General features: G+C 62.2%; 14 protein-coding genes. 10 read left to right on the forward strand and 4 right to left on the reverse strand.

The features are described from left to right. Nucleotides 1-70: 70 nt before the first annotated feature. The gene (locus tag A6U98_RS07900; protein WP_064649122.1) at nt 71-907 is read left to right on the forward strand and encodes an EamA family transporter; all 837 of its coding nucleotides are present in this window, start codon (nt 71-73) and stop codon (nt 905-907) included. 50 nt (nt 908-957) lie between these two features. On the opposite strand, the gene A6U98_RS07905 is transcribed toward A6U98_RS07900, so the two are convergent. Next, nucleotides 958-1,785 (reverse strand): enoyl-CoA hydratase, encoded by an 828-nt coding sequence (locus A6U98_RS07905; protein WP_064649124.1) that lies wholly within the window; start codon nt 1,783-1,785, stop codon nt 958-960. A gap of 96 nt (nt 1,786-1,881) precedes the next feature. Beyond that, on the reverse strand, nt 1,882-2,112 hold the full coding sequence (locus A6U98_RS07910) for a DUF1127 domain-containing protein (protein ID WP_064649126.1): 231 nt from the start codon (nt 2,110-2,112) through the stop codon (nt 1,882-1,884). Nucleotides 2,113-2,135: 23 nt separating this feature from the next. Here A6U98_RS07910 and A6U98_RS07915 point away from each other — a divergent pair, with 23 nt between their 5' ends. From A6U98_RS07915 to A6U98_RS07945, 7 genes are all read left to right on the forward strand, one after another. Then, nucleotides 2,136-3,086: a LysR family transcriptional regulator gene (locus A6U98_RS07915; protein ID WP_197496359.1), complete on the forward strand. Its 951-nt coding sequence runs from the start codon at nt 2,136-2,138 to the stop codon at nt 3,084-3,086. Between the two features lie 315 nt (nt 3,087-3,401). Continuing rightward, nucleotides 3,402-3,866: a 50S ribosomal protein L13 gene (rplM, locus tag A6U98_RS07920; protein WP_003558420.1), complete on the forward strand. Its 465-nt coding sequence runs from the start codon at nt 3,402-3,404 to the stop codon at nt 3,864-3,866. Nucleotide 3,867: 1 nt separating this feature from the next. Beyond that, nucleotides 3,868-4,335 (forward strand): 30S ribosomal protein S9, encoded by a 468-nt coding sequence (gene rpsI / locus A6U98_RS07925; protein WP_018241561.1) that lies wholly within the window; start codon nt 3,868-3,870, stop codon nt 4,333-4,335. Between the two features lie 309 nt (nt 4,336-4,644). Continuing rightward, nucleotides 4,645-5,832, forward strand: coding sequence for a CmlA/FloR family chloramphenicol efflux MFS transporter (gene cml, locus A6U98_RS07930; protein ID WP_064649128.1), 1,188 nt, complete (start codon nt 4,645-4,647; stop codon nt 5,830-5,832). 221 nt (nt 5,833-6,053) lie between these two features. Continuing rightward, nucleotides 6,054-7,016: an agmatinase gene (gene speB / locus A6U98_RS07935; protein WP_064649130.1), complete on the forward strand. Its 963-nt coding sequence runs from the start codon at nt 6,054-6,056 to the stop codon at nt 7,014-7,016. Nucleotides 7,017-7,076: 60 nt separating this feature from the next. Beyond that, entirely contained in the window at nt 7,077-8,009 is a 933-nt protein-coding gene (argC, locus tag A6U98_RS07940; protein WP_064649133.1) for an N-acetyl-gamma-glutamyl-phosphate reductase, read from the forward strand. Nucleotides 8,010-8,193: 184 nt separating this feature from the next. Then, a complete protein-coding gene (locus tag A6U98_RS07945; RefSeq protein WP_064649215.1) occupies nt 8,194-8,985 on the forward strand; it encodes a sulfite exporter TauE/SafE family protein in 792 nt (263 codons plus the stop codon). Nucleotides 8,986-9,011: 26 nt separating this feature from the next. On the opposite strand, the gene A6U98_RS07950 is transcribed toward A6U98_RS07945, so the two are convergent. Beyond that, nucleotides 9,012-10,115 (reverse strand): COX15/CtaA family protein, encoded by a 1,104-nt coding sequence (locus A6U98_RS07950; protein WP_064649135.1) that lies wholly within the window; start codon nt 10,113-10,115, stop codon nt 9,012-9,014. Nucleotides 10,116-10,230: 115 nt separating this feature from the next. Here A6U98_RS07950 and A6U98_RS07955 point away from each other — a divergent pair, with 115 nt between their 5' ends. Beyond that, nucleotides 10,231-10,440 (forward strand): DUF2842 domain-containing protein, encoded by a 210-nt coding sequence (locus tag A6U98_RS07955; protein ID WP_064649137.1) that lies wholly within the window; start codon nt 10,231-10,233, stop codon nt 10,438-10,440. A gap of 218 nt (nt 10,441-10,658) precedes the next feature. Next, the gene (locus tag A6U98_RS07960) at nt 10,659-11,900 is read left to right on the forward strand and encodes a GNAT family N-acetyltransferase (protein WP_064649139.1); all 1,242 of its coding nucleotides are present in this window, start codon (nt 10,659-10,661) and stop codon (nt 11,898-11,900) included. A 6-nt stretch (nt 11,901-11,906) separates the two neighbouring features. On the opposite strand, the gene A6U98_RS07965 is transcribed toward A6U98_RS07960, so the two are convergent. Further along, a complete protein-coding gene (locus A6U98_RS07965) occupies nt 11,907-14,087 on the reverse strand; it encodes an exopolysaccharide transport family protein (protein ID WP_064649141.1) in 2,181 nt (726 codons plus the stop codon). Nucleotides 14,088-14,120: the final 33 nt, after the last annotated feature.

A 14,120-nucleotide genomic window follows, 5' to 3' on the forward strand; every position in this document is an offset into this window, starting at 1 on the left:
CTTTTCGGGAATTTGAAATGCCGAAGGCGAGGCGTGTTCCGCTTCGCCTCATCCCTTCCGGATTACTCCCTTGCCTCTCGACGTTATCCTCCTCGTTCTCTTCGGTGCACTGCTGCACGCGACATGGAACGCCATCATCAAGGCGGGGAGCGATAAGTCCCTCGATGCGGCGCTGATCTCGGCCGGCGGCGCGGTTTCGGCACTGCCGTTCCTGCCATTCCTGCCGTTGCCGCACGCCTCGGCCTGGCCATTCATCGGCGCCTCTGCCATCCTGCAGTTTGCCTATTTCCAACTGGTCGCCGCCGCCTACCGGGCCGGCGATATCGGCCTCGTTTATCCGCTGATGCGTGGCTGCGCGCCACTCTTGATCGCCGCGACAAGCGGTTTCATCCTGAAGGAAAATCTTTCCGCCGGCGCCCTTGCCGGCACGATGACGATTTGCGCCGGCGTCCTCACGCTCGCCCTGGAGGCACGGCGTGGCAGCAGCCGCGCGGTTGTCCTCTCGCTTGTCAATGCCTGCGTCATCGCCAGCTACACCTATGTCGACGGAATCGGCGCGCGCATCTCCGGCAATGCGGTTTCCTACACTTTGTGGATGTCGCTGCTGCCGCCGGTGCTGCTGTTTTCCTGGGCAGCGTCCCAGCGCGGCGCTTTCGCAGTAGTGCGTCACGTTCGCCGCAACTGGTGGCGCGGCCTCATCGGCGGCGCCGGCTCGATCGCGTCCTACGGACTGGCGCTCTGGGCGATGACGAAAGCCCCGGTCGCGACAGTCGCAGCCTTGCGCGAAACCGCGATCCTCTTTGCGCTGGTGATCTCGATCACCGTCTTCAAGGAGAAAGCCAGCATCTGGCGCTACGTCGCCGGCGTCGTCATCGCGATCGGCGGGCTGCTTCTGAGACTGGCGTGATCGCTAGAAGCCTTTCCTGGTCAGCTTGCTGCAATCTGACCAGGAAAGGCTTAACGTGTCCATTCCGGCTTGCGCTTGCCGAGGAAGGCGCCGATTCCTTCCTGCGCATCCTCAGTCAGCATGTTCTCGACCATCACCCTGACGGTATGATCATATGCTGCCTCCATCGGCAGTTCGAGCTGCCGGTTGAAGGCTTCTTTGCCGATCTTCAGCGTCAGCGGCGACTTGCTGGCGATCACAGCCGCATATTTGGAAACCACCTGCGCCAGATACTGCTTCGGCACGATGCGGTTGACGAGGCCGAAATCCTTGGCGGTCGAGGCGTCGATTGTCTCACCGGTCAGCAGCATCTCCATCGCCTGTTTGCGGTGCGCGGCACGGGAAACGGCCACCATCGGCGTCGAACAGAACAAGCCGATGTTAACGCCCGGGGTGCAGAATGTCGAACTGTCCGTGCAGATCGCCAGATCGCAGGAAGCTACGAGCTGGCAGCCCGCAGCCGTTGCAAGCCCGTCGATCTCGGCGATGACAGGCTTCGGCAGATGCGTGATCTTCAGCATCAGATCGGCAGCGAGCCGAAAGGTCTTTTCGAAGAAACCGGCACCCTGATCTTCATCGGCGCGATGGGTCGTCAGTTCCTTGAGATCATGTCCGGCGGAAAAGACATTGCCGGTCGAGGCGATAACGACGACGCGCACATCCGGCTCCGCCTCGGCCGTCTCGAGCTCGCCCATCAGCGCTTCGAGAAGTGCGATCGAAAGCACATTGGCGGGCGGATTGTTGAGCACGAGCCGCAGCACGCCGTCGCGCAGCGCGCGGGTCAGGAAGCCGCCCTCTTCCGCTCCGGCGTCCTTCCGGAAGGATACGATTTCGGCCATGATGCTGCTCCCTGCGCTCGATTCCAGGCAGACGTTTTGCCACAAGGCGCCGGCAATTTCGAGCAGGATCCGCACTCCCGGCAGAGACCGCTGCCGTCAGGACCAGAACCAGGACTTCGATGTCTCGGCGCTTGCCTGCGCACGGGTCAGACCGACATCGCAAAGCTCGTCGTCGGTGAGTTCTAAAAGCGTGCGGCGGCTGCGGCGCTTTTCGAAGTGATGTTCGATCCTCATCAGCAGCCGCAGGCTCCAACGCGCCATCCCGCGAAGTCTCGACCGAACGATATCGCGAGGTGTGTCAAGGATCCCGCTTAATTCCAGAGCCATCTCTTTCTTCCTTTCTTCAACGGATGAAAGATGCGCTGGAAGATGCCGCGAAAGAAGCTTATGGATATTATGATTTGCATAAGGATTTCTTTTGTATGCCTCTCCACCTCGATCAGCTTGCCACCTTCGTCAACGTTGCCGATCTCGGAAGCTTTACGGCTGCGGCCGACAAGGAAGGCCTGACCCAACCGGCCGTCAGTCTGCAGGTGAAGGGGCTCGAACAGCGGCTTGGCGTCCGGCTGATCGAACGTGTCGGGCGGCGGGCGCAGCCGACCGCGGCAGGCCTCGACCTGCTCGTGCATGCAAGGCGGCTGCTTCAGGAATCGGCCGCCGCGGAAGAAGCGATGATGCCGTATAGAGACGGCGCCAGCGGCCGCGTGCGCATCGGCAGCGGCGGCACGGCGTCGATCCATCTGCTGCCTCGCGCCATCGCCGTCGCCAGAAAATCCATGCCCGGCCTCGAAATCACCGTGCGCATCGGCGATGCCGACGACATTTTGCGCGATCTGGAGGCCAACAGCCTCGACATCGCCGTCGTCGCCCTGCCGGCATCCGGACGCAACTTCGAGATCGAGCCGTTCTACGAGGAGGAATTGCTGGCCGTCGCGCCTGCGGGCAGCCTGATGCCCGAAGGCGGACCGGACGCCGCCTTCATGCGCGACAGGACGCTGCTGCTTTATGAGGGCGGCAATACCAGGCGCGCAATCGACGCGTGGCTGGCTGCACCGGATACCAGGATCCGACCTGCGATGGAGTTCGGCAGCATCGAGGCGATCAAGGAGCTGGTAGCCGTGGGACTCGGCTGGTCGATCCTGCCGGGGCTGGCGCTGAAGCGCGACCACGCCGGCCTCGTAACGACATCATCGCTGAACCCGCGACTCACGCGCCGCCTCGGCATGGTTCTGCGCCGGGACAAACATCTGACACGCGGCCTCCGCGAAATGATGAAATGCCTGCGCGCGTTCAAAGGCTGAGAGCTGCTTTCGACCGTCGTAAGCGATTTCAAATCGGCAGAGACGACGTGAAAAACGTCAGGCGCAGCAGTTCGTGACCGCGGAAATATGAGGTATCACAATACCACATATCTAAGTGTTTGTTTTTGCTGAGATTTTTTTCCAAACCTTCGGGAAGTCGATATTGACCCAATGTCATATTCCCTTTATACACCGCGCCAGAACGCAGCCTATCCGGGCTGCTTTCTTTTTGGCATGCCTTGAGCCTGCCAATCCAAGCAACAAGAAACGCCCTTCAAGCCCTCGGGCCAAGGGTCCCAAAAGAGAGTATTCACTATGGCAACCTTCTCCCAGAAGCCTGCAGAGGTGGAGAAGAAGTGGGTGATCATCGACGCCGAAGGGCTGGTCGTTGGCCGTCTCGCTTCCATCATCGCTATGCGCCTGCGCGGCAAGCACAAGGCAACCTTCACGCCACACGTTGACGACGGCGACAACGTCATCGTCATCAATGCCGAAAAGGTCGTTTTCACCGGCAAGAAGTATTCCGACAAGGTCTACTACTGGCACACCGGTTATGCCGGCGGCATCAAGGAACGCAGCGCACGCCAAATCATCGAAGGCCGCTTCCCGGAGCGCGTCCTCGAAAAGGCCGTCGAACGCATGGTTCCGCGTGGCCCGCTCGGCCGTCGCCAGATGAAGAACCTGCGCGTTTACGCCGGCTCCAACCATCCCCATGAAGCCCAGCAGCCGGTCGCCCTCGACGTTGCCGCGCTCAACAAAAAGAATGTAAGGAGCGCCTGATATGGCTGACCTCTCCTCCCTGAAGGATCTCGGCACGGCTTCCGAAGCTGCTGCTCCGGCCCACGTCCGCAAGGTCGATTCGCTTGGCCGCTCCTACGCGACCGGCAAGCGCAAGAACGCTGTCGCCCGCGTCTGGGTCAAGCCGGGCTCCGGCAAGATCATCGTCAACGGCAAGGAATTCGCGGAATATTTCGCTCGTCCGGTGCTGCAGATGATTCTGCGCCAGCCGATCGTTGCCGCTGCCCGTGACGGCCAGTTCGACATCATCGCAACCGTCGCCGGCGGCGGCCTCTCCGGCCAGGCCGGCGCCGTTCGCCACGGCGTGTCCAAGGCGCTCACCTACTTCGAACCGGGCCTTCGCGCGGTGCTGAAGAAGGGCGGCTTCCTGACCCGCGACAGCCGCGTCGTCGAACGCAAGAAGTACGGCAAGGCAAAGGCCCGCCGCTCGTTCCAGTTCTCCAAGCGTTAATCGCTTCGGACAGACGGAATTTTACGAAGGCCGGGGCAACCCGGCCTTTTTGTTTTGCGCTGTTTCAAACCAATCGGAAGCGTGCCGGCACACCATTGTCGCATTCCAGCTCTGCTGGTAGAAACTTGGCAAAGCGCTTCGGAAATGAGCGAAGCCGCAGTCAGGGTCGCATGATGGGAACAACCAAGTCCGCAGACAAATAAGCCGCGACAACTCTGCCCTGTTGTTGCGGCGTCTGTCCGGTCAATCCCGATACTGATGAAGAGACAGATCGCCGCCGAATGAAATCATTTGAGCGGGTTCTTTCCCATGTCTTATCCAAAAATCCAGCACTGGACCTATTCCCTGCCGGCAGCGTTGCTGCTGATGGCACCTTTCGACATCCTGGCCTCGCTCGCCATGGATATCTATCTGCCGATCGTGCCGGTCATGCCGGAGGCGCTCGGCACTTCGCCGGCGGTCATCCAACTGACCCTCAGCCTCTACATGCTCGTGCTCGGTGTCGGCCAGATCGTCTTCGGCCCGGCTTCCGATATTATCGGACGACGGCCTGTCCTGCTTGGAGGTGCTGCACTCTTTGCCGCTTCATCCTTCCTGCTTGCCGGCTCCTCGTCAGCGCCGATCTTCGTGGTCTTGCGATTGCTGCAGGCAGTCGGCGCGTCGGCGACCCTCGTCGCAACTTTCGCAACGGTGCGTGACGTCTACGCCGGGCGTCCCGAAAGCAGTACGATCTACAGCCTTCTCGGCTCCATCCTCTCCTTCGTGCCCGCACTCGGCCCGATCATCGGAGCCTTGATCGCGGATTGCTTCTGCTGGCGCGCCATCTTCCTGGTCATCGGCCTCCTTTCGATTGTCGCCCTTTTCAACGCCGGCATGCGGTGGCACGAAACCCGCCCTGCCGTCACCGCGAAGATTGCTCTCCGCCCGATCCTTACAAGCCTTCCCTTCTGGGTTTATACCGGCGGCTTCAGCACGGCGATGGGCGCCTTCTTCGTCTTCTTCTCGACGGCACCCCGTATCCTAATCGACAAAGCCGGTTTTTCCGGCACCGCCTTCAGCTTCATCTTTGCCACGGTGGCGCTGGTGATGATCGTGACGGCGCGTTTCGCCAAGCGTTTCGTCAGGCGTTGGGGCATTGCAGGCAGCCTTGCCAGAGGCATGGCAATGCTGCTTCTCGGCGCCGTGCTGCTTGCCTTTGGACAGCTGTTTCTGCAGCCTTCCCTCGTCAGCTTCGTCGTGCCGATGTGGATCATCGCGATCGGCATCGTCGTTGCGACGGCGGTCACCGCCAACGGCGCGCTCGACGCCTTTGGCGACACGGCGGGAACGGCGGTCGCGCTCTATTCCTGCATCGCAAGCATCATCGTCGGCTTTGCCGGAACCGTCTTCGTGATTCTACTCGGCGGCGATAGTGCCTGGCCGCTTGTGGGCTATATCTCAGCGACCGCGCTGACGACGCTGGCTGGATTGCGGTGCCTGCCGCAGCCGGCCCGATAGGCAGCGGACAAATGACGGTCGCTCGACGATAACGAGCGGCCGTCGTCCGAACGATTGCTTGAAATCCGTCCGCACCTCGCCTACCCCTTTCTGCGCGCAGGGGATCGGCCAATTCCTTTGCGAGAGAACCGCCGCCCGACACCTCACGTCAACGGCGATCATGCAATGCAGCGTCCGCATCGAACGCGACTATGGTTTGCGACCGAAAAAAGGAGCCTGACTTGGCGAACAGATCGATTGACCACGCCTTCACAGCGACCAGCCTCACCTCCGCCGCCAGCGATCCGACCTTCGCCGGCGCACTGTCTTTCATGCGCCGCCGCTTCACCAAGGAGCTCGCCGGCGTCGACGTCGCCGTCTGGGGCATTCCCTTCGATGCTGCGACATCAAACAGGCCGGGCACACGTTTCGGGCCGCAGGCGATCCGGCGCGCCTCGGCGATCTTCGACAATGATGCGCAATATCCGTTCAACCGCGATCTCTTCGCCGAAATGGCCGTGATCGATTACGGCGATTGCCTGCTCGACTATGGCAATCATCAGGACACGCCAGCCGCTATCGAACGCCAGGCGAATGTCATTCTCGACAGCGGCGCCTTCCTGCTGACGCTCGGCGGCGATCATTACGTCACCTGGCCGCTGCTGAAAGCCCATGTGGCAAAACATGGCCCTCTCGCGCTCGTGCAGTTCGACGCGCACCAGGATACCTGGTTCGACGAGGAACGCCGCATCGACCACGGTTCTTTCGTGGCGCGGGCCGCTCGCGAGGGCATCATCGATCCCGACCGCTCGATCCAGATCGGCATCCGCACCCATGCGCCGGAGGATTGCGGCGTCAACATTCTCTACGGTCATCAGGTCGAGGAGATGAGCGCCAGCGATATCGCCTCGGCAATCATCTCCCACACGCGCGGGGCGCCGGCCTATCTCACTTTCGATATCGATTGCCTCGATCCGGCCTTTGCGCCGGGCACCGGCACGCCGGTTGCCGGCGGGCCGTCGAGCGCCAAGATCCTCTCGGTGCTGCAGCGTCTGCACCAGCTCGATATCCGCGGCGCCGATGTCGTCGAGGTGTCGCCGCCCTACGACCATGCCGATATCACCGCCATTGCGGGGGCAACGGTGGCGATGTATATGCTGGGTCTTCATGCCGAGCGACGCGCCATCGCCGTGTCACAAGGCTGACCTACCATCCTCAAACTGAATCCGGAAACCTTCAGAACCTATTGAAAGCGCAGGTTTAACATGGCACCGAAAATCTTCATCGACGGCGAACACGGCACGACGGGTCTGCAGATCCGCACGCGCATGGCCGGCCGCCGCGATGTCGAGCTTCTGTCCATACCCGAAGCCGAGCGGCGCAACGCCGCGATGCGCGAGGACATGCTGAACAGCGCCGATATCGCCATCCTCTGCCTGCCCGACGATGCGTCGAAGGAAGCGGTGCAGATGGTTTCGGCCAACAACAATGTGCGCGTCATCGACACCTCGACCGCCTTCCGCGTCAATCCTGGCTGGGCCTATGGCTTTGCCGAAATGGACGGTGCGCAGGCCGACAGGATCAAGGCCGCCCGTTTCGTCGCCAACCCCGGCTGCTATCCCACCGGAGCGATCGGCCTCATCCGGCCACTGCGTGCCGCCGGCATCCTGCCGGACGGCTATCCGGTGACAGTCAACGCGGTCTCCGGTTATACCGGCGGCGGCAAACAGATGATCGCGCAGATGGAAAACCCGGATCACCCGGATGCGATCGCCGCGCCGCATTTCCTCTACGGCCTGCCGCTCACCCACAAACACGTGCCCGAGATGACCGTGCACGGCCTGCTCGACCGCGCGCCGATCTTCTCGCCGTCGGTCGGCAAGTTCGCGCAGGGCATGATCGTGCAGGTGCCGCTGCATCTCGACGATCTCGCCGAGGGCACGACGATGGAAAGCATTCATGCCACACTCGTCGCCCATTATGCCGGCCAGGATATCGTCAGTGTCGTGCCGCTGGCCGAAAGCAAGGCCCTGCCCCGCGTCAACGCCGTCGAGCTCGAAGGCAAGGACACGATGAAGCTCTTCGTCTTCGGCACACCAGGCGCTTCGCAGGTCAATTTGGTGGCGCTGCTCGACAATCTCGGCAAGGGCGCATCGGGCGCCGCCGTCCAGAACATGGACCTGATGCTCGCCTCGTAAGGCTCAGCCGGCGGCATCGACGTGGATGCCGCTCGAGCTTTGTATCGATGTCTTCATCGTGAACTTTCCGCGGCCGCTTGCATCGGCGGCCGCAGCATCGCTTTCGCGCTCGATCATCGATGACGATTGGGCTATGAAACCGCATCCTTCCTCGCTGCCCATCCCGAATCACGGAGCCGATGTCATGACGCTGGATGCGCTTATCGCTAGCGTCGGCGCATGGTTTACCGCCGCCCTGCCCGACCATGGCATCTATGCGCTGATGGCCTTTGCTTTCATCGCCGGGCTTGCCCGCGGCTTTTCTGGCTTTGGCGCCGCGCTGATCTTCGTTCCGCTCGGCGGCGCGATCGTCGGCCCGAAGCTGATCTCACCGATCCTGCTCGTCATCGACGGCATTGCGTCACTCGGGATGATCCCGCCGGCCTGGCGCGGCGCCAACCGGCGCGAGGTTTTCGTCATGGCGGCCGGTGCTGCGCTCGGCATCCCAGCCGGCACGGCGATACTGGCGCTGCTCGATCCGCTGCTCTTGCGCTGGAGCATCACGATCATCGCTGTCTGCCTGCTTGCGCTGCTGGTATCGGGATGGCGCTATCACGGGGAGGCTTCCGCACCGCTGACCAGCGGAGTCGGGTTGATCGCCGGGCTTTTCAGCGGCGCTGCGCAGCTCGGCGGGCCGCCGGTTGTCGCCTATTGGCTCGGCGGCAAGAGCAATTTCACCCGCGTCCGGGCGAATGTGGTGCTCTATTTCTCGATTTCGTCCGTCTTCAGCGCCATCAGCTATTATTTCGGCGGACTGTTCGTGCCTGCAGTCTTCGCGCTCACCGTCGTCACTCTGCCGAGTTATGCCGTCGGGCTCTATGGCGGCTCGAGATTGTTCGGGCTTGCCGAAGAACGGACCTTCCGCATCGCCTGCTACGTCCTGATCGCCGCCGCGGCGATTATCGGCATGCCGCTGCTCGATGGGGTGTTGCGGTAGATCCGCTCCCGAGAAGGCAGCTCGCTTCAGTCGCGCTCGGCGATCATCGTCCCGTGTGGATATTCGCCGTAAAAGCCGCGCCAGTTGGCGACGGCGAAACCGAAAACCACAAGCGCGCCGGCCTGATGCAGCAGGCCCCAGTGAAGCGGCACCTGCATCAGCAGCGTCGCGATGCCGATTGCCGCCTGCAGCGTCACCAGCGCGAAAAGCAGGATGGCGCGGCGTGCATGGGTGGTCCAAGGCGCTGCGCGAAGGGCGATCACCATGTTGATCAGCGTCAATGCGAAGAGCGTATAGGCGCCGATCCGGTGGATGAACTGCACCGTCTTGGGGTTCTCGAAGGCATTGATCCAGAAGGGCTGCTGGATCAGCAGATCGGAAGGGATGACGGCGCCATCCATCAGCGGCCAGGTATTGTAGGAAAAACCAGCGTCGAGCCCCGCCACCAGCGCGCCGAGATAGATCTGGAACAGTGAGAAAATGGCGATCGCGGCGGCAAAACCGCGCGAGCTTCTTGTCGGCGCCGGGTCATCGGAATGGTTGGAGAGACCGCGCATGATCCACATGCAGCCGGCAAAGATCAGACAGGCCATGACGAGATGCGTCGCCAGCCTGTACTGGCTGACGTCGGTGCGGACGGAAAGGCCCGAGGACACCATCCACCAACCAATAAACCCCTGCAGGCCGCCCAGCGCCAAGATGCCGACGAGCGGCCAGCGCAGACGCTTCTCGATCCGCCCGGTCAGCCAGAAATAGATGAGCGGCAGCGCGAAGATCACGCCGATGGCACGCGCGATCAGTCGGTGCGCCCATTCCCACCAGAAGATGCCCTTGAACTCATCGACGGTCATGGAACTGTTCAGCTGCTGAAATTCGGGAATGCGCTGGTAGAGGCGGAATTCCTCCTCCCATTCGGCAGCCGACAGCGGTGGGATGACGCCGTGGATCGGCTTCCACTCGGTGATCGACAGGCCGGAATTGGTCAGCCGCGTGGCGCCGCCGACGAGCACGAGACAGAAGAGCGCCAAAAGCACGAAGCCCAGCCAGAAGCGCAAGGCGCGGCGGTCGCGATTCTGCTTGTGCATTTCGCTCAGGATCGCCTGTTCCGTGGTCGGGTTTGCGACGGCCATGATGTCTCCTTCTATCCGGCAGTTGATTTGCCCCACCGGCTCATGCAAAACAAGCCCCGAACCTTTGCGGCATGCCGTCGCGCCGGTTCGACCCATCCATGCCGAGAGATAACCGATGCCCGTCCGCCTCCGCAAATTCATCGGCACGATCCTCATCATCGTGCTCGTGGTCGTCTATGCGCTGGTGGCCAATACGATCGCGGTGGCGACACTCGGCAACGCGCCCTGGTGGGGACATCTACTCTATTTCCTGCTCACCGGCCTGCTCTGGGTATTGCCGGCGATGGTGATCATCAAATGGATGGCCGGCCCACCGCAGAGCTAAAGCGCGTCGCGATCTTTCAGATTCGCTTGTCGCGCTTTAGGTCTTTGTTTTTACGCATGTCGCAAAAACCGCAGCACACTTTTGCGCGACATGCTTTAGGGCCATTAACGGCCGAATAACCGTGATCCGCGGAAAACCTCGCCCATCGCCTGCGGTTAAACCAAATATACGTCTGGCATACCTACCCTCCCGTTCAGCATTCTTGACCGGAGAAGACCGTGCAGACGCAACAGCTCGATGTCCATGAACAGCCGTCCGACGACGTGGCGCTGGCCGATACGGCCATTTCGCGCTTGCGCCAGCTGAGCATGAAACTTGCCATGGCCCAACTCGACATCGAAGTCTTCGACGCGATGCAGCCGCTGGAGGATGACTGGCGGGCGCTGGAGCGCGATAACCTCCAGTCCCTGCATCAGAGCTACGACTGGTGCGCCGCCTGGGTGAGCGCTTTCCAACGGCCGCTTGCGATCCTCAAAGCCACTCATGCGGGTCAGACCGCCTTCATTCTCCCGGTCGAGATCGTCAAGTCCCGCGGCCTCAGGACGGCGAAATTCATTGCTGCCGATCACAGCAATATCAATACCGGCCTGTTCGCAGAGAGCTTTGCCGAAGCCGGCAGGACCATCGACCCCCATGAGTTCGCCGGCCAGCTCCGGCATGCGCTGAAGGGCCGCGCCGATCTGGTGCTGCTGCAGAACATTCCGCTGGAATGGCGCGGGCGAGAGAGCCCACTCGCCGGGCTGCCGATGGTGCAGAACCAGAATCATGCCTATCAGCTGCCTCTCCTTCCCGCTTTCGAGGACACGTTGAAGCAGCTCAACGCCAAGAACCGGCGCAAAAAATTCCGTGTTCAGTCGAAGCGTCTCGAGGCGGCTGGCGGCTTCGACTACGTCATTCCCGAGACATCGGCAGAACAGCACGGCCTGCTCGATATCTTCTTCCGCCTGAAAAGCGCCCGCTTCGCCAGCCTCTGCCTGCCCGACGTCTTTGCCGACAAGGAAACGCAGACCTTCCTGCATGGTCTCATCGACAAGCAGGACGACAGCAGGCAGTACTTCGGGCTGCAGATGCATATGCTCCGGCTCAAGGGCGAGCATGAGGGTAAGGTCGCCGCGATTTCAGGGATTTCGCGCAAGGGCGACCATATCATCTGCCAGTTCGGCGCGATCGATGAAGAGCTCGTGCCGGATACCAGCCCCGGCGAATTTCTCTATTGGCAGACCATCTCGGGATTGCATGGCAAGGGTGTCGCGCTGTTCGATTTCGGCCTCGGCGACCAGACCTACAAGCGTTCCTGGGCGCCGGTCGAGACCGCGCATTACGACGTGGTGCTGCCGGTATCGCCGTTCGGCGTCGCCGCCGGCGCCGCACACCGGATCGTCACCCGCGGCAAGGCACATATAAAGGCGCGCCCGACGCTCTATAAATTCGCTCAGGGCATCCGGGCACGGATCGGCTGACTCCGATCAAGCGGCCCGGCCGAGCGTCTGTTCGGCCCCTTCGCCGCCCGACATCAGCACGACGCGCTCATAACCTGCGGCCTGGAATTCCGTCATCAGTGCAATGAAAATGGTCTCCTCGACCTCCGGCAGCGAGAGGATGATCTCGACGTCCCGGCTGCGCGTCAGCCGCGAGACGCCGGCGACATCGGCAGAACCGCATTCGACCACCACGAGGTCGTATGCGGCGGCGAGCGCATCGAGTAGCAACGACAGCCGGTCGACACCGCGCATGGCGCGGCGCACGTCGCTCTGGCCCTGGGGAATGAGATGGGCATCGGAGAGGCGGTCCCCGTGGATCGTGTCGCCGAAGGCGGCCTCGCCGCAAAGCAAATCGGTGACGCCAAGGGCAGCCGGATCCTCGGCCATCAGTTCCGTGGGGTAGCCGGAGCCGGTCATATCAATCAGGATGACGCGGTGGCCGGCATCGGCGAGCATGCGGGTCAGCGAAACCGTCGCCGCCGAGCCATTGTCACCAGTCGGGGATATGGCGATTGCCAGCGGCGCGCGGCTGCCTGTGAGATAGTCCGCAACGGAGGCGACGGAGAATTCATTGTCATCCTCCGGCTCGTCCTCTGGCGCCTCATCGGCAGTCTTCACGTCCTCGATCGTGTCCTCTTCGTCCGCGACAACGGCGAGCATGCTCGGCTGAACGGGTTTTCCGGCGGCGGCGGCGATCGGCGCGGCCTGCGGCACATGTTTCTCTTCGACGACTGCTTCTGCCTCGATTGCCTCCGAAGCCGCATCTGTCGGGCGCAGTGCCCGGCCACTGAAGAGTTCGGCCAGCATGATGACGATGGCGCTCATGATCAGCGTCGCGACGGCAGCGACGACGACGATCGGCACCACCTTCGGGAAATAAGGATCGACCGGCTCGACGGCCCTGGAAACGATCCGGGCATCTGCCGGGCTCGAATTGCTGTCGGCGCGGGAGGCGGCCTCGCGGTAGCGCACCAGATAGGTTTCGAGCAGTTGGCGCTGGGCGTTCGCCTCGCGCTCCAGCGCATTGAGACCGACCTCGTCCTCGCCGGCGCGGGCGCTGTTAGCTTGCGCAGTGTCCGACTGGCGCTCGAGCTCGCTCGCGCGGAGATCCGCGACCTTGGACTCGTTCTCGATGCTCGCCAGGATCTTCTGCGTCTCCTGGCGGATCTGGGTACGGATGTCGGAGAGCTGGGCGCGCAGGCTTTTCAGCCGCGGATGATTGTTGAGAAGGCTGGTCTGCAGGTCCGAGATCTGCGACTGCAGACCGGATTCCGTCCCCTTCAGCCGCTGGATCGCCTGGGAGGACATGATGTCAGGCAGCGTATCGGAGGCTTCGCCCGAAGACAGTGCATTGCGCACCGCCTGCGCCCTCGCCTCGGCATTGGCCTTGTCGCCCCGCACGCGGGTCAGCTCGGCGGAAATATCGTTCAGTTGCTGGGCCGGAAAAGTGGTCGTGCCGTTCGTCTGCAACAGCCCGTGCGACGTGCGGTATTCGGCGACCTTCTTCTCGGCTTCGCTGACCTTCTGGCGCAGGCCTTCGATCTCCGGCTCCAGCCAGCGGGTCGCCTCGGAATTGGAATCGAGCTTGGCGCCGCTCTGGGTCGAAAGATAGACGCTCGCCATGGCGTTCGGGATGGCGGCGGCGAGCTTCGGGTCCTTGGAGGTGAAAGTGATGCCGATGACGCGTGAACCCGGCACCTGATAGACCTGCAGGCGTTCGACAAAGGCATCGATGACGCGCTCTTCCGGCGGATTTTCCAGCGGGTTTTTCTTCAGGTGCAGCTTCACCAGAATGCTGCTCATGGCCGAGCCGCTGGCGGCATCGTCGAATTCCGGCAGGTTATAGAGCTTCAGATCGTTGATGACCTTCTTGAGGAGATCGGCCGATTGCAGAAGCTGCACCTGGCTGGCGATGTTCAGTTCGTCCATCAGCGGACCGGCACTGGCGTCATTGGCCTGCTGCGTGCTGGCGAAGGCCGGCGCCCGGGGTTCGATGAGGATGCGCGTTTCGCTGCGATATTGCGGCGACATGATTTTGGCGCCGGCAAAGGCGACGCCCGCCCCTAGGAGGGTGATTGTCAAAATCCGCAGACGGCGCGCCCAGACCGCACGGACCAACTGGCCGAGGTCGATGTCCACATCCTGATCACGAGCTACGCCGGACATGCTCTTACTCCACAACAAAGGTGCCGTAAGCGT

The sequence above is a fragment of the Rhizobium sp. WYCCWR10014 genome, assembly GCF_001657485.1.
Classification (GTDB): Bacteria; Pseudomonadota; Alphaproteobacteria; order Rhizobiales; family Rhizobiaceae; genus Rhizobium.

Coding starts and splice junctions, on each gene's coding strand:
- A6U98_RS07905 (WP_064649124.1), bottom strand. CDS start 1,785: ATGGCCGAAATCGTATCCTTCCGGAAGGACGCCGGAGCGGAAGAGGGC.
- A6U98_RS07910 (WP_064649126.1), bottom strand. CDS start 2,112: ATGGCTCTGGAATTAAGCGGGATCCTTGACACACCTCGCGATATCGTT.
- A6U98_RS07915 (WP_197496359.1), top strand. CDS start 2,136: ATGAAAGATGCGCTGGAAGATGCCGCGAAAGAAGCTTATGGATATTAT.
- rplM (WP_003558420.1), top strand. CDS start 3,402: ATGGCAACCTTCTCCCAGAAGCCTGCAGAGGTGGAGAAGAAGTGGGTG.
- rpsI (WP_018241561.1), top strand. CDS start 3,868: ATGGCTGACCTCTCCTCCCTGAAGGATCTCGGCACGGCTTCCGAAGCT.
- cml (WP_064649128.1), top strand. CDS start 4,645: ATGTCTTATCCAAAAATCCAGCACTGGACCTATTCCCTGCCGGCAGCG.
- argC (WP_064649133.1), top strand. CDS start 7,077: ATGGCACCGAAAATCTTCATCGACGGCGAACACGGCACGACGGGTCTG.
- A6U98_RS07945 (WP_064649215.1), top strand. CDS start 8,194: ATGACGCTGGATGCGCTTATCGCTAGCGTCGGCGCATGGTTTACCGCC.
- A6U98_RS07950 (WP_064649135.1), bottom strand. CDS start 10,115: ATGGCCGTCGCAAACCCGACCACGGAACAGGCGATCCTGAGCGAAATG.
- A6U98_RS07955 (WP_064649137.1), top strand. CDS start 10,231: ATGCCCGTCCGCCTCCGCAAATTCATCGGCACGATCCTCATCATCGTG.
- A6U98_RS07965 (WP_064649141.1), bottom strand. CDS start 14,087: ATGTCCGGCGTAGCTCGTGATCAGGATGTGGACATCGACCTCGGCCAG.